Source organism: Streptomyces sp. NPDC002209, from assembly GCF_042890265.1.
Taxonomy (GTDB): Bacteria; Actinomycetota; Actinomycetes; order Streptomycetales; family Streptomycetaceae; genus Streptomyces.
On the sequence record NZ_JBIARX010000012.1, the window covers coordinates 160,845 to 176,417 of the forward strand.

At 71.8% G+C, this 15,573-nt stretch carries 16 protein-coding genes; 9 read left to right on the plus strand and 7 right to left on the minus strand.

Going from position 1 to position 15,573, the window contains the following annotated elements:
• Positions 1-37: 37 nt before the first annotated feature.
• The 5 genes from ACFYXK_RS23825 to ACFYXK_RS23845 are packed head-to-tail and all read right to left on the minus strand — an operon-like array spanning position 38 to position 5,484.
• Positions 38-847, minus strand: a complete 810-nt coding sequence (locus ACFYXK_RS23825; RefSeq protein ID WP_389412917.1) for a type III pantothenate kinase — start codon at positions 845-847, stop codon at positions 38-40.
• Positions 847-1,845: a carboxylating nicotinate-nucleotide diphosphorylase gene (nadC, locus tag ACFYXK_RS23830; RefSeq protein WP_389412918.1), complete on the minus strand. Its 999-nt coding sequence runs from the start codon at positions 1,843-1,845 to the stop codon at positions 847-849. Before nadC ends, ACFYXK_RS23825 begins: the two co-directional genes overlap by 1 nt.
• Positions 1,842-3,575: an L-aspartate oxidase gene (locus tag ACFYXK_RS23835; protein WP_389412919.1), complete on the minus strand. Its 1,734-nt coding sequence runs from the start codon at positions 3,573-3,575 to the stop codon at positions 1,842-1,844. Before ACFYXK_RS23835 ends, nadC begins: the two co-directional genes overlap by 4 nt.
• Positions 3,572-4,582, minus strand: a complete 1,011-nt coding sequence (gene panC, locus ACFYXK_RS23840) for a pantoate--beta-alanine ligase (protein ID WP_389412920.1) — start codon at positions 4,580-4,582, stop codon at positions 3,572-3,574. Before panC ends, ACFYXK_RS23835 begins: the two co-directional genes overlap by 4 nt.
• On the minus strand, positions 4,579-5,484 hold the full coding sequence (locus ACFYXK_RS23845; protein WP_389412921.1) for a Rossmann-like and DUF2520 domain-containing protein: 906 nt from the start codon (positions 5,482-5,484) through the stop codon (positions 4,579-4,581). Before ACFYXK_RS23845 ends, panC begins: the two co-directional genes overlap by 4 nt.
• 98 nt (positions 5,485-5,582) lie before the next feature.
• On the opposite strand from ACFYXK_RS23845, the gene ACFYXK_RS23850 reads away from it, so the two are divergent.
• From ACFYXK_RS23850 to ACFYXK_RS23880, 7 genes are all read left to right on the plus strand, one after another.
• Positions 5,583-6,704, plus strand: coding sequence for a threonine aldolase family protein (locus ACFYXK_RS23850; protein WP_389412922.1), 1,122 nt, complete (start codon positions 5,583-5,585; stop codon positions 6,702-6,704).
• A gap of 137 nt (positions 6,705-6,841) precedes the next feature.
• Positions 6,842-7,027: a DUF397 domain-containing protein gene (locus ACFYXK_RS23855; RefSeq protein WP_383505919.1), complete on the plus strand. Its 186-nt coding sequence runs from the start codon at positions 6,842-6,844 to the stop codon at positions 7,025-7,027.
• A 65-nt stretch (positions 7,028-7,092) separates the two neighbouring features.
• Positions 7,093-7,764 carry a hypothetical protein gene (locus tag ACFYXK_RS23860; protein WP_389412923.1) on the plus strand — a complete coding sequence of 224 codons (672 nt, stop codon included), beginning with the start codon at positions 7,093-7,095 and terminating at the stop codon, positions 7,762-7,764.
• 13 nt (positions 7,765-7,777) lie between these two features.
• Entirely contained in the window at positions 7,778-7,951 is a 174-nt protein-coding gene (locus tag ACFYXK_RS23865) for a hypothetical protein (protein WP_030300685.1), read from the plus strand.
• Positions 7,952-8,088: 137 nt separating this feature from the next.
• Positions 8,089-8,616 (plus strand): BlaI/MecI/CopY family transcriptional regulator, encoded by a 528-nt coding sequence (locus ACFYXK_RS23870; protein WP_389412924.1) that lies wholly within the window; start codon positions 8,089-8,091, stop codon positions 8,614-8,616.
• 9 nt (positions 8,617-8,625) lie between these two features.
• Positions 8,626-9,156: an amino-acid N-acetyltransferase gene (locus ACFYXK_RS23875; protein ID WP_389412925.1), complete on the plus strand. Its 531-nt coding sequence runs from the start codon at positions 8,626-8,628 to the stop codon at positions 9,154-9,156.
• Between the two features lie 165 nt (positions 9,157-9,321).
• Positions 9,322-9,657, plus strand: coding sequence for an Lsr2 family protein (locus ACFYXK_RS23880; RefSeq protein WP_266626838.1), 336 nt, complete (start codon positions 9,322-9,324; stop codon positions 9,655-9,657).
• On the opposite strand, the gene ACFYXK_RS23885 is transcribed toward ACFYXK_RS23880, so the two are convergent.
• Positions 9,639-10,283 carry an SCO3374 family protein gene (locus tag ACFYXK_RS23885; protein WP_389412926.1) on the minus strand — a complete coding sequence of 215 codons (645 nt, stop codon included), beginning with the start codon at positions 10,281-10,283 and terminating at the stop codon, positions 9,639-9,641. The genes ACFYXK_RS23880 and ACFYXK_RS23885 overlap by 19 nt on opposite strands.
• 451 nt (positions 10,284-10,734) lie before the next feature.
• Between ACFYXK_RS23885 and ACFYXK_RS23890 the strand changes: the two genes are divergently transcribed.
• The gene (locus ACFYXK_RS23890) at positions 10,735-13,260 is read left to right on the plus strand and encodes an ATP-dependent Clp protease ATP-binding subunit (RefSeq protein ID WP_383505905.1); all 2,526 of its coding nucleotides are present in this window, start codon (positions 10,735-10,737) and stop codon (positions 13,258-13,260) included.
• Between the two features lie 358 nt (positions 13,261-13,618).
• Positions 13,619-14,233, plus strand: coding sequence for a M23 family metallopeptidase (locus ACFYXK_RS23895; protein ID WP_389412927.1), 615 nt, complete (start codon positions 13,619-13,621; stop codon positions 14,231-14,233).
• A gap of 15 nt (positions 14,234-14,248) precedes the next feature.
• Here the strand turns inward: ACFYXK_RS23895 and ACFYXK_RS23900 are convergent, their stop codons facing one another.
• Positions 14,249-15,523: a LamG domain-containing protein gene (locus tag ACFYXK_RS23900; RefSeq protein WP_389412928.1), complete on the minus strand. Its 1,275-nt coding sequence runs from the start codon at positions 15,521-15,523 to the stop codon at positions 14,249-14,251.
• Positions 15,524-15,573 lie beyond the last annotated feature (50 nt).

The following is a 15,573-nucleotide window of genomic DNA, read 5'->3' on the forward strand; positions in this document are numbered from 1 at the left end:
TACGCCGCCGCCCGGCGGGCGGCGGCGTCGCGGGGCCTCAGTCGAAGTTCGGCGCGTTGCGCTCGTAGACCAGGCGCAGCCCGATCAGCGTCAGCCACGGCTCGTGGTCGTCGATGACCGAGGACTCGCCGAGGACCATCGGCGCCAGGCCGCCCGTGGCGATCACCCGGACGTCGCTCGGGTCGCCTTGCGGGCCGGCCAGCTCCTTGGCCATCCGCGTGACGACCCCGTCGACCTGCCCGGCGAAGCCGTAGACCACGCCCGACTGCATCGCCTCGACCGTGGACTTGCCGATCACGTTGCGCGGCCGCGCCAGCTCGATCTTGCGCAGCTGGGCGCCCCGTACGCCGAGGGCCTCCATGGAGATCTCGATGCCCGGGGAGATCACCCCGCCCACGTACTCGCCCTTCGCGGACACCGCGTCGAACGTGGTCGCCGTGCCGAAGTCGACCACGATCGCCGGGCCGCCGTAGAGCTCGACGGCGGCGACCGCGTTGATGATGCGGTCCGCGCCGACCTCCTTGGGGTTGTCCATCAGGATCGGCACGCCCGTCTTGATGCCGGGCTCGACCAGCACCGCGGGGACGTCGCCGTAGTAGCGGCGGGTCACCTCGCGCAGCTCGTGCAGCACCGACGGGACCGTCGAGCAGATCGCGATGCCGTGGATGCCGTCGCCCAGCTCGCTGCCGAGCATCGGATGCATGCCCATCAGGCCCTGCATCAGGACGGCCATCTCGTCGGCCGTGCGGCGCGGGTCGGTGGAGATGCGCCAGTGCTCGACGATCTCGTCGCCGTCGAACAGGCCGAGCACGGTGTGGGTGTTGCCGACGTCGATGGTCAGCAGCATTACCGCTCCTCGCGCAGGTCCAGGCCGATGTCCAGGATCGGGGACGAGTGCGTGAGCCCGCCGACCGCGAGGTAGTCGACGCCCGTCTCCGCGTACGTGCGGGCGTTGGCCATGGTCAGGCGGCCCGAGGACTCCAGCACCGCGCGGCCGTGGACCAGCGCGACGGCCTCCTCGGTCTCGATCGGCGTGAAGTTGTCGAGCAGGATCAGGTCCGCGCCCGCGTCCAGGGCCTCGCGCACCTGCTGCAGGGTGTCCACCTCGACCTCGATCGGCAGGTCGGGGAACTGCTCGCGGACGGCCTTGAACGCCTCCGACACACCGCCCGCCGCGATCACGTGGTTGTCCTTGACCAGCGCCGCGTCCGACAGCGACATCCGGTGGTTGACGCCGCCGCCGCAGCGCACCGCGTACTTCTCCAGGGAGCGCAGGCCCGGCGTGGTCTTGCGGGTGTCGCGGACCTTCGCCTTGGTGCCCTCCAGCTCGTCGGCCCACGTGCGGGTCGCCGTCGCGATGCCCGACATCAGGCACAGCAGGTTCAGCGCGCTGCGCTCGCCGGTGAGCAGGTCCCGGGTACGGGCCTTGACCGTCAGCAGCACCTGGCCGGGCTGCACGCGGTCGCCGTCCTCGACGTGCCGCTCGACCTCGAACTCGTCCTCGCAGACCACCGAGAGCACGGCCTCGGCGACGCGCAGGCCGGCGACCGTGCCCGCCTCGCGGGCGGTGAAGTCGGCGTGCGCGACGGCGTCCTCGGGCACGGTGGCCACGGTGGTCACGTCGACCCCGCCGTCCAGGTCCTCGGAGATCGCCATGTGGGCGATGTCCTCGACCTCGATCGGGTCCAGGCCGGCGTCGGCCAGCAGCTGGGCGAGCGCCGGGTCCAGGCCGCTCTCCTCGCCGTCACCGCAGCCGCAGTCGTCGCCGCAGCCGCCCGCGGACTCGTCGAGGAGCGGCAGCTCCGCGTGCTCGTGCTCGTGGTCGTGCTGTTCGGGGGTGCTCACGATGACTGCTCCTGGCTCAAAGGGTGCTGTACGGACGGAAAGCCCGCGGAGTCGGTGGGGGTGACGACCAGGGCCCGCTTCTCGGCGGCGGACAGCCGGACGACGAGGTGGCGGCGCCAGGCGGCGTCGTCCCGGTCGGGGTGGTCCTCGCGCCAGTGGCAGCCGCGGGTCTCCTCGCGGCACAGGGCGGCGGCGACCAGTACCCGGGCCACGCACAGCAGGTTCGTGGCCTCCCAGGTCTCGGTGCCGGGCACGGCGGTCTTGCCGTCGTTCTCGAGCGCCGTCAGCGCCGTCGCGTAGAGGTCCTCGAGGGCGGCGGCCGCCGTGCGCAGGGACTCGGCGGAGCGGAGCACGCCCGCGCCCTGCGTCATGATGCGCTGGACCTCGTACCGCGCCTCGGCGGGCTGCAGCGGGCCGGTCGCGGGGACCGGGATGCCCGGGCCGCTGCCCGCGGGCGCGCCCGCCACGATGTCGTCGGCGATGCGCTCGGCGAAGACCAGCCCCTCCAGCAGGGAGTTGGAGGCCAGCCGGTTCGCGCCGTGCACGCCGGTGCACGCCACCTCGCCGCACGCGTACAGGCCGGGCACGGTGGTACGGCCGTGCAGATCGGTCCGTACGCCACCGGAGGCGTAGTGCGCGGCGGGCGCGACCGGGATGGGCTCGGTCACCGGGTCGATGCCGTGCGCGCGGCAGGCGGCGAGGATGGTCGGGAAGCGCTGCTCCCACATCTGCGCGCCGAAGTGCCGGGCGTCCAGGTACATGTGCTGCGCGCCCTGCTCCTGCATGCGGCGCATGATGCCCTTGGCGACGATGTCGCGCGGGGCCAGCTCGGCCAGCTCGTGCTGCCCGGCCATGAAGCGGACGCCGTCGCCGTCGACCAGGTAGGCGCCCTCGCCGCGGACCGCCTCCGACACCAGGGGCTGCTGGCCCTCGGCGTCCGGGCCCAGGAAGAGCACGGTCGGGTGGAACTGGACGAACTCCAGGTCGGAGACCTCGGCCCCGGCCCGCAGGGCGAGCGCCACGCCGTCGCCGGTGGACACCGACGGGTTGGTGGTGGCCGAGAAGACCTGGCCCATGCCGCCGGTCGCCAGGATCACGGCGGGCGCGTGGACCGCGCCGACGCCGTCGTGCTGGCCCTCGCCCATGACGTGCAGGGTGACACCGGCCGTACGGCCCTGCGCGTCCTGCAGCAGGTCCAGTACGAGCGCGTTCTCGACGGTCTCGATGCCGGCCGCGTGGACGGCCTCGACCAGCGCCCGGGAGATCTCGGCTCCGGTGGCGTCGCCGCCGGCGTGCGCGATCCGGCGGCGGTGGTGGCCGCCCTCGCGGGTCAGCTCTATCTCACCGGTCTCGGCGGAGGTGTCGAAGACGGCCCCGGTGGCGATGAGGCGGCGCACGGCGTCCGGTCCCTCGGTGACGAGGAGCCGTACGGCGGCCTCGTCGCACAGCCCGGCACCCGCGACCAGCGTGTCGTCCAGGTGCTGTTCGGGGGTGTCGCCGTCGCCGAGCGCCGCGGCGATCCCGCCCTGGGCCCAGCGGGTGGAGCCGTCGTCGAGCCGGGCCTTGGTGACCACGACCGTACGGCGGCCCGCGGCGGCGCAGCGCAGTGCGGCGGTCAGGCCGGCGACGCCGGAGCCGACGACCACGACGTCGGCGTCGACGGCCCAGCCGGGGGCGGGGGCGTGCAGCCGTATGCCGGTACCGGCGGTGCCTGTGCCTGGGGTGCTCACGTGTGTGCTCCGAACTCCAATGGGATGTTGTCGATCAGCCGGGTCGTCCCCACCTTCGCGGCGACGGCCAGCACGGCCTGCCCGGTGAAGTCGGGGCCGACATCGGTGAAGTCCTGCGGATCCACCAGTGCCAGATAGTCCAGCAGCAGCGGCGGGTCGTGCCGGCCCGCCTCCTCCAGGACGTGCCGGGCGGCGGCCCGTACGGCCTCCGGCAGGCCGGTGCCGGCGGCGGACGCGGCCGACACGGCGTGGGCGTCGGCGGAGGCCCGGATCTCGCCGAGCCGGGCCAGGGCGGTGGCCCGCTCGTCGCTGGCCGGGGAGGCCTCGGCGCGGGCGAGCAGCGCGGCCTGCGCGGCGAGCCGGTCCTGCCCGGCGAACAGGGAGCGCGACAGGGCCAGGGCGGTACGGCGCTCCTGGGCGGAGAGGTACCGGTTGCGGGACGACAGCGCGAGCCCGTCCTCCTCGCGGACGGTCGGTACGCCGACCACCTCGACGGGGAAGTTCAGGTCGGTGACCATCCGCCGGATCAGGGCGAGCTGCTGCGCGTCCTTCTGGCCGAAGAGGGCCAGGTCGGGGCGGGTGAGGTGGAGCAGCTTGGCGACGACGGTGAGCATGCCGTCGAAGTGGCCGGGCCGGGTGGCCCCTTCGAGGCGCTCGCCCATCGGGCCGGCGCTGACCCGGACCTGGGGGTCGCCGCCGGGGTAGACCTCGTCGACCGCCGGGGCGAACACCGCGTCGGCGCCGGCCTCCCGGGCGATCTGCAGGTCGGCGTCGAGCGTGCGGGGGTAGCGGTCGAGGTCCTCGTTCGCCCCGAACTGCAGCGGGTTCACGAAGACGGTGACCACGACCTGGCCCTGGGGCCCGGCCTGTTCGCGGGCCGTGCGGATCAGCGTGGCGTGGCCCTCGTGGAGGGCGCCCATGGTCATCACGACTGCGCGGGGGCCATCGGCGGTGCGCGGGAGCTCGTGCAGCTCCTCCGCGGTGTCGATCAGCAGCAGATCGGTCACTGGTCCCCACCCTCGGGATCGGCGAGCACGCCGAGCAGGTCCTCGGCGAGTTCGGGCTTGAGGAGGCCGTGCGCGAGGGCCCGGTCGGCGGTGGTGCGGGCCATCGCCAGGTACCCGGCCACCGAGGCCGGGGAGTGCTTGCGCAGCTCCGAGACGTGCGCGGCGACCGTGCCGGCGTCGCCGCGGGCCACCGGGCCGGTCAGCGCCGCGTCACCCGAGCGCAGGGCGTTGTCGAGGGCCGCGCCGAGGAGCGGGCCGAGCATCCGGTCGGGGTGTTCGACCCCGGCCTTGTGCAGCAGCTCCATGGCCTGGGCGACCAGGGTGACCAGGTGGTTCGCGCCGAGGGCGAGGGCCGCGTGGTAGAGCGGGCGGTTCTCCTCCGCGATCCACTCGGGCTCCCCGCCCATCTCGATCACCAGGGCCTCGGCCGCGAGCCGCAGCTCCTCGGGGGCCGTGACGCCGAACGAGCAGCCGGCGAGCCGCTGGACGTCGACCTCGGTGCCCGTGAAGGTCATCGCGGGGTGCAGGGCCAGCGGGAGCGCGCCCGCGCGGCGGGCCGGGTCCAGCACGGCGGTCCCGTACCGCCCGGAGGTGTGCACGAGGAGCTGGCCCGGCCGGACCGCGCCGGTCTCGGCGAGCCCTTCGACGAGCGACGGCAGCGCGTCGTCGGGCACGGTCAGCAGCACCAGGTCGGCCAGCTCCAGCACCTGCGCGGGCGGTACGAGCGGCACGTCGGGCAGCATCCGCTCGGCGCGGCGGCGGGAGGCGTCGGAGACGCCGGACACGGCGACCGGCCGGTGCCCGGCCTGCTGGAGCGCGCAGGCCAGCGCGGGGCCGACCCGGCCGGCGCCGACGACGCCGACGGTGAGCCGGGCGGGGCGCGGTTGCTGGGATGAGTTCACGCGGGGAGGGCCTTCCGTTCCAGTCCGCGGGGGGTACCGGACGATACGCCGCCATGCTAGCCCCTGGGCGTGTTGGCCGGTCGGCGATGATCGGGGGCATGACTGGTGACGACGATCTGACGAAGCGGCTGGTGGCGGCGGGACGCGGGGCCGGGCGGATGCTCTCCCGCAACCTGCGCGAGGCGACGGTCGGTGAGCTGCTGTCCGGTCTGGCGGCGCCGGATCCCGACGAGCCCGCCGACCTGTACGGGGACGGCGTGGTGACCCGGCTGGAGCGCCGGGTCGCGGAGCTGCTGGGCACCGAGGACGCGGCGTTCTTCCCGTCGGGGACGATGGCCCAGCAGATCGCGCTGCGCTGCTGGGCGGGGCGGACCGGGAACCCGGTCGTCGCGCTGCACCCGATGAGCCATCCGGAGCTGTGGGAGGGCGGTGCGCTGTCGCTGGTCTCGGGCCTGCGGACGGTGCACCCGACGAAGGACCCGCGCCAGCCCACGGCCGAGGAGGTCGCGGACCTCGCCGAGCCCTTCGGCACGCTGATGCTGGAGCTCCCGCTGCGCGACGCGGGCTTCCTGCTCCCCACCTGGGAGGAGCTGGAGGCGCTGGTCGACGCGGCCCGGGAGCGCGACGCGGTGGTGCACTTCGACGGGGCCCGGCTGTGGGAGTCGACGGTGCACTTCGGGCGGCCGCTGCCGGAGATCGCGGGGCTCGCGGACTCGGTGTACGTGTCCTTCTACAAGTCCCTGGGCGGCCTGAGCGGCGCGGCCCTTGCGGGCTCCTCCTCGCTGATCGCGGAGGCGAAGGTCTGGCGCCACCGGTACGGCGGCCAGATCTTCCGCCAGTTCCCGCAGGCACTGTCGGCGCTGGCCGGCCTGGACCGGGAGCTCCCGCGCCTTCCGTCGTACGTGGCCCAGGCGCGCACGGTGGCGGCGGCGCTGGGCTCCGCGCTGGAGTCGGCCGGGGTCCCCTGGTTCCGGATCAACCCGCAGATCCCGCACACGCACCAGTTCCAGGTGTGGCTGCCGTACGAGGCGGACCGCCTGACGGAGGCGGGGATCCGCCTGGCGGAGGAGACGGGCACGGTCCTGTTCCGCAGGTGGTCCGCGACGGTGGTCCCGGGCGTCTCGGCGACGGAGCTGGAGATCACCTCCCCGGGCCTCGCCTGGACTGCGCAGGACGTGACGGAGGCGGTCGAGGCCTTCGCGGCCCGCCTCCACCCGTAGGGCGCGCAGCCGGTCCCGGGGCCCGGCCAATGCAACGACGATGTACCGAATTCCGCCGAAGTCGTCGGTGCCGGGCCCTCTCGGAGTTACCGTCCCTCCACGGGAAGCAAGGAGCCGTCCCCCGGAGGAGAGACACCATGACCGCTCACCCCGCCTGGCAGAAGTCCACGTACTGCGGCGAAGGAGACGCCTGCGTCTACGTTTCCGCGGCCCCCGGACACCTCGTCCGCGTGGCCGACCGGGCCGACCCGGCGCACCTGATTCTGGCCACGACCCAGTCCGCCTGGGCCGACTTCCTTGACGCCGTCAAAGCATCCGGATAAGCCTCGGCGCGCCCGGAATCGCGCCGCTCAGGGGATTTTGTCCGATTAGCGCGTATCTTCGGCCCATGCCCACGCCCTACGGATCCCGCGGCGGCATGGCGTTCAGCGCCGCCGAGCTGCACGTGCTCAGGCGAACGCTCGCCCACGCCCTCCAGTCCTCCACGGCCCCCCTGACGACCTCCGAGGTCCAGGACTGCCTGCGCCTCGCGCAGTCGGTGGACGACGCGGTCCAGGAGGCGGGGCGGCTCAGAGAGTTCCTCCTCGCCGACCTCGTCCGCTACCGCGGCGCCCTGCCCGGCAGCCTCTCCGGGTACCTGGAGGTGCTCCAGGACGCCCTGGCCGCGGGGTACGAGCCCGCACCGGACGACCTCGCGGCCCTGCGCGCCCTGCGGGCCAACCCGGTCGCGGCGGCGCTGCTGGAGCGCTGCCAGGGCATCGCCGAGCGCTCGGTACGGCGGCGGCTCTCGATCACGCCGGCGCCGCGGACCCGGCTGCTCGCCCTGGCCGGTGGCAAGGGCGCCCACGGTGCCGGCGAGGCCAAGGACGGCAAGGGCGGCAAGGGCGGCAAGGACGGCAAGGAAGAGCCCGCCCGGCCCGCACCGGCCCCCAAGGAGCCGCCGCACCCCGAGCGCCCGGCCGAACGCCCGTCCGAGCGGCCCATCCCGACCCCCGGCGAGGTCTTCCCGCCGCGCCGCAAGCCCAGCCCGCCCCCGGCGGCCGGGCTCGCCGCCGGGTAGCTACGCTGGGGGCATGGACTACGTTTCCGCGCTCGTGCCCCCCGTAGTGATGGCCGGCTTCTTCATCGCCCTCGTCGTGACGATCGTGAAGAGCCAGGGCGGCGCCAACAAGGCCAAGGAAGACGCGGCGGTCGACGCCGTGATCGCCCGCGCCGAGGCCGCCCGGCAGTCCCAGCCCGGGAAGTAGCAGCCCCGGAAGCAGCAGCACGGCCGCGCGGGCGGACCGGCAGGGCGTACGGCTTCGAGAGCCGTACGCCCGATTTTGTTGAGCGTTGCGTTCCGAATGGCCGGGCAATTCCGCACATTCCGCACTATCGTGCTGTTGTGCCTCGCCCCCTGGGAGAACTCGAAGACGCGGTCATGACGCGGGTGTGGCAGTGGAACCGCCCGGTCACTGTTCGTGAAGTCCTGGAAGACCTCCAGCAGGAACGGTCCATCGCGTACACCACCGTCATGACGGTTATGGACAATCTCCATCAGAAGGGCTGGGTCCGCCGGGAAGCCGAAGGCCGCGCCTATCGATATACCGCGGTCTCCACCCGCGCCGCCTACTCGGCCGCACTGATGAACGAAGCCTGGTCGACGAGCGACAACCCCGCCGCCGCCCTCGTGGCCTTCTTCGGCATGATGTCCGCGGAACAGCGCGACGCCCTCCGGGACGCCTTCCGCATCGTCGGGTACGACGACGGTTCGGCCGGCGAACCCGCTGCGGAGCCGGCTGGTGGGACTTCGGAGGGGGCACCGGCCGGGTCCGCGGCCGAGCCCCCCGCCGGAGCCCCGGCCGCGGCCCCCGCCGAAGTCCCACCAGCCGAAGGGGACTCCGCCGGGCGCGGGACCGAGTCGGGGCGATAGCGTCCGGGCATGGGTGAGTTTTCCGCTGCACAGCCAAAAACAGTGACGATCCGCCGTGCCCGCACCGGCGATGTTCCCGCGCTGCGGCGCCTGCTCGACCAGTACGTGCAGCAGCGGATCCTCCTCGACAAAGCCCCGGTCGTCCTTTACGAGGACATCCAGGAGTTCTGGGTCGCGGAACGCGACTCCGACGGCCAGGTGGTGGGCTGCGGCGCTCTCCACGTCATGTGGGAAGACCTCGCCGAAGTACGCACTCTCGCGGTCGACCGCGAGTTGAAGGGGGCCGGAGTCGGCCATCAGCTGCTCGGGCAGTTGTTGGACACCGCCCGCGCGCTGGGCGTCCGGAAGGTTTTCTGCCTGACCTTCGAAGTGGACTTCTTCGCGAAGCACGGCTTCGTCGAGATCGGCGAGACCCCGGTGGAGACGGATGTCTACATGGAGCTCCTGCGTTCCTATGACGAGGGCGTCGCGGAGTTCCTCGGTCTCGAACGAGTGAAGCCGAACACCTTGGGCAACAGCCGGATGCTTCTGCACCTCTGAACGATCACGGCGGCTTTTCCCGTGCTCCGCGCACCTGTGGCCTATGTCCGAATCGCGCACGTTTCCCGCCGCGTTGCGGTCTCGAACCTCTCCCCGGGGGTTTGTGTTTTCCAGGGAAAAGCGGTTTCCTTTCCGCGTACTGCTTTTCGATGAAAGGAAATCCCGGTGGCACAGAAGGTTCAGGTCCTTCTTGTCGACGACCTCGACGGTGGCGAGGCGGACGAGACCGTGACGTTCGCTCTGGATGGCAAGACCTACGAGATCGACCTCACCACCGCCAACGCGGAGAAGCTGCGCTCCGCGCTCGCCGACTACGTCAAGGGCGCCCGCCGCACCGGTGGCCGCGCTTCCGGCGGCCGCGCCAAGACGCGGACGGCCGCGACGTCCGGCAACCCGGACACCGCCGAGATCCGCGCGTGGGCCAAGGCCCAGGGCATGAGCGTCAACGACCGCGGGCGCGTCCCGCAGGAGATCCGCGAGGCCTACGAGAACCGGGCCTGACCCGTCAGGGTCTGACCCGGTCGGCCCGTGCAGGGCCCGGCCGAGGCGCTCCTCAGGGGCGTACGCCGCCACAGGCGCGCCCGGTGGCATTCCGTCGCCGCCGCGGCGACCAGGCGTACGAGATCGGGCCCGGCACCACCGTGCCGGGGACCGGCACCCTGCCCGGGCCCGGGCAGGGACGGCAGGAACGCCTCGCATCCCTGCTCGGGGGGTCGCAGCCACACGGCGGCCCCCCGGGGACTCACCTGCGGGTGTCCCGGCGGAACCGGGGCCGTGATCCGGCCGCCGGCCCCCAGGGCGGTGAGATCGAGGGCGACGGCGCCCCACTCCAGCCAGTCGAGCAGACCCTCCAGCTCGTCCGCGCTCCCCGCGGCCACCAGGAACCGCATCCTGCGCCCCGCGAGTGCCACCGGACCCGTGGCGACCGGCCTGCGCAGCAGCTCGGCCCCCGCATCGGCCGGCAGCTCCAGCACGTCGAACCGGTCCCCGGTGACCAGCCGGGCGGGCGACCCGCCCGCGACGGGCCAGCCGAGCACCTCCTCGTACCAGGACGCGTACGCGTCCCGGGGCGAATGCGCGGGTGAATCCTCGGACGCGACGCGGGGCGGCGGAACGGTGACGGCCATGCCCGGAGCAACTCCGAAGGCGCCCCGGAGTTACGCAGCGCGGCGGTCTCAATGCGGAACGTAAACATCCGGCGGGGTGGTGTCCCACATTCGGGACGCAATCGTGTTCGCCCGTAGCGGAGGGAACCGGTGCCACCGGCATGGAGTGTCGGTGCTTACGGGTAAGACATTCCTAGTGGATCGGGGCGACACGCTGTTTTGGGCAGCTTCCGTTCGCCATCGGCGTACACGTGTGACGGGTATCTGCCTGGCCTGCGGGAACATCGTCTCGCACCATCGGGTTGGAGCAGTTGTCGGCAGTTGAAGCCGGTTTTCCCCACGGACGTGGGGGTGAGCCGCGGACGGATGTCGGCAGTTGGAATGAGCTGTCCCGCCCCGCGGGACTAGCATGCGGAAGGACAGGGCGGGGACCGACCCCGAACTGCCCGACCGCTCTGAGGAGCGATAAACGATGTTCGAGAGGTTCACCGACCGCGCGCGGCGGGTTGTCGTCCTGGCTCAGGAAGAAGCCCGGATGCTCAACCACAACTACATCGGCACCGAGCACATCCTCCTGGGCTTGATCCACGAGGGTGAGGGTGTCGCCGCTAAGGCCCTGGAGAGCCTCGGGATTTCGCTCGAGGCTGTTCGCCAGCAGGTTGAGGAGATCATCGGTCAGGGGCAGCAGGCCCCGTCCGGCCACATCCCCTTCACTCCGCGGGCGAAGAAGGTCCTGGAGCTTTCGCTCCGAGAGGCCCTCCAGCTCGGCCACAACTACATCGGCACCGAGCACATCCTGCTCGGCCTCATTCGCGAGGGCGAGGGCGTCGCCGCCCAGGTCCTGGTGAAGCTGGGCGCCGATCTCAACCGAGTCCGGCAGCAGGTCATCCAGCTGCTCTCCGGCTACTCCGGCGGAGGCAAGGAGTCGGCCACGGCCGGCGGCCCGGCCGAGGGCACCCCCTCGACCTCCCTCGTCCTGGACCAGTTCGGCCGCAATCTCACGCAGGCCGCCCGCGAATCCAAGCTCGACCCGGTCATCGGGCGCGAGAAGGAGATCGAGCGGGTCATGCAGGTCCTGTCCCGCCGTACCAAGAACAACCCGGTCCTCATCGGCGAGCCCGGCGTCGGCAAGACCGCCGTCGTCGAGGGCCTGGCCCAGGCGATCGTCAAGGGCGAGGTCCCCGAGACCCTCAAGGACAAGCACCTCTACACGCTTGACCTGGGTGCCCTGGTCGCCGGTTCCCGCTACCGCGGTGACTTCGAGGAGCGCCTGAAGAAGGTGCTCAAGGAGATCCGCACCCGCGGCGACATCATCCTGTTCATCGACGAGCTCCACACCCTCGTGGGTGCGGGTGCCGCCGAGGGCGCGATCGACGCCGCCAGCATCCTCAAGCCCATGCTGGCCCGTGGTGAGCTCCAGACCATCGGTGCCACGACGCTGGACGAGTACCGCAAGCACCTCGAGAAGGACGCGGCCCTCGAGCGCCGCTTCCAGCCGATCCAGGTGGCGGAGCCTTCCCTCCCCCACACGATCGAGATCCTCAAGGGCCTGCGCGACCGCTACGAGGCCCACCACCGCGTCTCCATCACGGACGAGGCCCTCGTCCAGGCGGCGACGCTGGCCGACCGGTACATCTCGGACCGCTTCCTGCCGGACAAGGCGATCGACCTGATCGACGAGGCCGGCTCCCGGATGCGCATCCGCCGGATGACCGCGCCGCCGGACCTCCGCGAGTTCGACGAGAAGATCGCGGGCGTGCGCCGCGACAAGGAGTCGGCCATCGACTCCCAGGACTTCGAGAAGGCGGCTTCTCTCCGTGACAAGGAGAAGCAGCTGCTGGCGGCGAAGGCCAAGCGCGAGAAGGAATGGAAGGCCGGCGACATGGACGTCGTCGCCGAGGTCGACGGCGAGCTCATCGCCGAGGTCCTCGCGACCGCGACCGGCATTCCCGTCTTCAAGCTCACCGAGGAGGAGTCCTCGCGTCTGCTCCGCATGGAGGACGAGCTCCACAAGCGGGTCATCGGCCAGAAGGACGCCATCAAGGCGCTCTCCCAGGCGATCCGCCGTACCCGTGCGGGTCTGAAGGACCCGAAGCGCCCGGGTGGCTCGTTCATCTTCGCCGGTCCGTCCGGTGTCGGTAAGACCGAGCTCTCCAAGACGCTCGCCGAATTCCTCTTCGGCGACGAGGACGCGCTGATCTCCCTCGACATGTCGGAGTTCAGCGAGAAGCACACGGTTTCCCGCCTCTTCGGTTCGCCCCCCGGCTACGTGGGCTACGAAGAGGGCGGCCAGCTCACCGAGAAGGTGCGCCGCAAGCCGTTCTCCGTCGTCCTCTTCGACGAGGTCGAGAAGGCCCACCCGGATATCTTCAATTCCCTTCTCCAGATCCTGGAGGACGGTCGCCTGACCGACTCCCAGGGCCGGGTCGTGGACTTCAAGAACACGGTCATCATCATGACGACCAACCTGGGTACGCGGGACATCTCGAAGGGCTTCAACCTCGGCTTCGCCGCCGTGGGCGACGTCAAGACCGGTTACGACCGGATGAAGGCGAAGGTCAACGAAGAGCTCAAGCAGCACTTCCGGCCCGAGTTCCTCAACCGCGTCGACGACACGGTCGTCTTCCACCAGCTCTCGCAGGAAGACATCATCCAGATCGTCGACCTGATGATCGCCAAGGTCGACGAGCGCCTGAAGGACCGCGACATGGGCATCGAGCTGAGCGGCGACGCGAAGCTCCTGCTCGCCAAGCGGGGCTACGACCCGATCCTGGGCGCCCGCCCGCTGCGCCGCACCATCCAGCGCGAGATCGAGGACATCCTGTCGGAGAAGATCCTCTTCGGCGAGCTGCGTCCCGGCCACATCGTGGTCGTGGGCAAGGAGGGTGACGGCGACGAAGCCAAGTTCACCTTCCGCGGCGAGGAGAAGTCGGCTCTGCCCGACCTCCCCCCGATCGAGGCCACGGGCTCCGGCCCGGACCTGAGCAAGGGCGCGTAAGCACCGGCTGAAAAAGGGGCGGCCCCGGAACCGAAAGGTTCCGGGGCCGCCCCTTTTCCGCGCCCTCGGAGGCCCCGCCCCGGTGACAAGCCACACAGGGCAAAACGGACCTACTAGGACGTCTCGTAGGTGGAATGTCCATTTTGCCCCAACCCACCCTTGCCCCCGGCCCAGCGGGGACGGGGTCAACCGGCTGCGTCACACCCCCCAGGCCTACGAGTCCCGGTAGTAATCGGGACGTTTGGGGATGCCGAGGGACACGGGTTACCAAGGATGGGCAAGCCCGGCATCCGCTTCCCAGCGTGCCGGGTGACTTCATGCCCGAACCGTCCTTGTCCCCGGCCCGGAGGTCTCCTTCATGTTCGCGAAGCGCGTCAGCACCCCCCGTACCCGTCTCGCCATCGGCGTCACCGCTCTCGGTGCGGCCCTGGCCCTCGGGGCCGGGACGACCGCCGCCTTCGCCGACACGGCCCCGCAGACCGCCCTGACCGGGACCGCCCAGCTGGTCGCGGTCCAGGCCGCCGCCCAGGCCTCCGCGGCCTCCGCGAAGAACGTCTCCTGGCAGAAGCCGGTCGCCAGCTACACGCTTTCCGCGACCTTCGGCAAGGGCGGCAGCATGTGGTCCCACAAGCACTCGGGCCAGGACTTCGCCTGCCCCGTCGGCACCCCGGTCAAGGCCGCCTCCGCGGGCGTCGTCGTCAAGGCCGGCCCGAACGGCGGCGGCGACGGCCCGGCGTACGGCAACGCCATCGTGATCAAGCACGCGAACAACACGTACTCGCAGTACGCGCACCTCTCGAAGATCCAGGTCCGGATCGGCCAGAAGGTCTCCAAGGGCACGCAGGTCGCGCTGTCCGGCAACACCGGCAACTCGAGCGGCCCGCACCTCCACTTCGAGATCCGGACCACCCCGAACTACGGCTCGGCCGTCAACCCGGTCGCGTTCCTGCGCAACGCCGGCGTCACCGTCTGAGCCCTCTGACCACGGTCAGTACAGGAGCCAGGAGCCCGTCGGCTTCGTCGCCGCGTCGACCCTGCCCGGCTTGAGGGTGTCGATCTGGGCGGGCGAGAGCACCACGTCGTAGGTCTGCACGGTCTCCATGGCCCCGCTCCACGGCGCGGTCCACTTGTCCTCGTGGCGCGAGCGCGCCAGCTGCAGCGGGCCCTGCGCCTGGAAGACGCCGGGGACGGGGGCCTCTCCGGTCTTCTTTCCGTTGACGTAGAGGGCGATCTGCTTGCGCTCGGCGTCGTAGGTCCCGGTCAGGGTGGAGAAGGTCTTCTCCATCTTGGGGCTCTCCCCGGTCACGGTCACCGCGGTCGCCTCCGCGCCCTGGTCGCCCGTCTGCACGCGGAAGACCCAGGTCGGCTTGCCGTTCACCTGGTCCAGCCCCAGCTCGAACGAGAAGGACTTCTCGTTGCCCTGGCTCAGGGCGATCTGGCGGCCCTTCGGGGCGCGGTTCCAGACGTGCGCCGAGACGGTGAAGCTCTTGGACGTGTCCACGACGCCCTTCGCGGACTCGGCGTACGAGTTCTCGTTGCCCTTCGTCCGGATCTCGAAGCGCTTCTCGATCGGGAAGACCCCGGCGTCCGGGCCCATCTTCAGCGGGGCCTTTCCGCTGCGGTCCCGGATCTGCGTCGGGTCGTCCTTGACGGTCGGGGTGTTGTCGACCGGGGCCTTGCTCTTCGACGCGCTGGGGGAGGGCGAGGCCGACACGGACGGGGACGGCGCGTCGTTCTTCGCCTCGTTCCCGCCCTTGTCGTCGCCGCCCAGCAGCAGGAACGTTCCACCGCCGGCGAGCAGCGCCAGTACGGTCACCGCGGCGCCGATCATCCACAGCCGCTTCTTGCGCTTCTCGGCCGCCGAGCGGTCGGCCATGGCCTCCCAGTCCGGCTGGTCCGACTGCGGCACGAACGGCCCGGGGAGCCCGGGGCCCGGAGCACCCGGTGCGCCCGGCCCGCCCATGTTCGGGAGCCCCTGGGCCCACTGCTGGGGCGCGGCGGCCGGGGCCGGAGCCTGCTGGTGCTGATACGGGCCGGGCTGAGCGCCGGGCTGCGAGCCCGCCTGCGGGTAGCCGTAGCCGCCGCCGTCAGCGGGTGCGCCCGGCGGCGGGCCGAAGCTGCCGCCGCCACCCGGCGCCGGGGCGCCGGGCGGGTAGCCGTAGCCGGCCGCGGAGGCCGGCGGGACCGGCGGGAACCCGTAGCCCCCGTTCCCGGGGGCGGGCTCGGGCTGCGGGTTGCTGGGGGGATTCGTACCGTCGGTCATGCCACGGATGCTAAAACACAGGTCCGCACGGCTGTACGGCCCGGTCCCGA

Excerpts from the sequence above, each read along its gene's own strand:
- ACFYXK_RS23825 (WP_389412917.1), bottom strand. The coding sequence starts at position 847 with ATGCTGCTGACCATCGACGTCGGCAACACCCACACCGTGCTCGGCCTG.
- ACFYXK_RS23850 (WP_389412922.1), top strand. The coding sequence starts at position 5,583 with ATGACTGGTGACGACGATCTGACGAAGCGGCTGGTGGCGGCGGGACGC.
- ACFYXK_RS23855 (WP_383505919.1), top strand. The coding sequence starts at position 6,842 with ATGACCGCTCACCCCGCCTGGCAGAAGTCCACGTACTGCGGCGAAGGA.
- ACFYXK_RS23860 (WP_389412923.1), top strand. The coding sequence starts at position 7,093 with ATGCCCACGCCCTACGGATCCCGCGGCGGCATGGCGTTCAGCGCCGCC.
- ACFYXK_RS23865 (WP_030300685.1), top strand. The coding sequence starts at position 7,778 with ATGGACTACGTTTCCGCGCTCGTGCCCCCCGTAGTGATGGCCGGCTTC.
- ACFYXK_RS23875 (WP_389412925.1), top strand. The coding sequence starts at position 8,626 with ATGGGTGAGTTTTCCGCTGCACAGCCAAAAACAGTGACGATCCGCCGT.
- ACFYXK_RS23885 (WP_389412926.1), bottom strand. The coding sequence starts at position 10,283 with ATGGCCGTCACCGTTCCGCCGCCCCGCGTCGCGTCCGAGGATTCACCC.
- ACFYXK_RS23890 (WP_383505905.1), top strand. The coding sequence starts at position 10,735 with ATGTTCGAGAGGTTCACCGACCGCGCGCGGCGGGTTGTCGTCCTGGCT.
- ACFYXK_RS23895 (WP_389412927.1), top strand. The coding sequence starts at position 13,619 with ATGTTCGCGAAGCGCGTCAGCACCCCCCGTACCCGTCTCGCCATCGGC.
- ACFYXK_RS23900 (WP_389412928.1), bottom strand. The coding sequence starts at position 15,523 with ATGACCGACGGTACGAATCCCCCCAGCAACCCGCAGCCCGAGCCCGCC.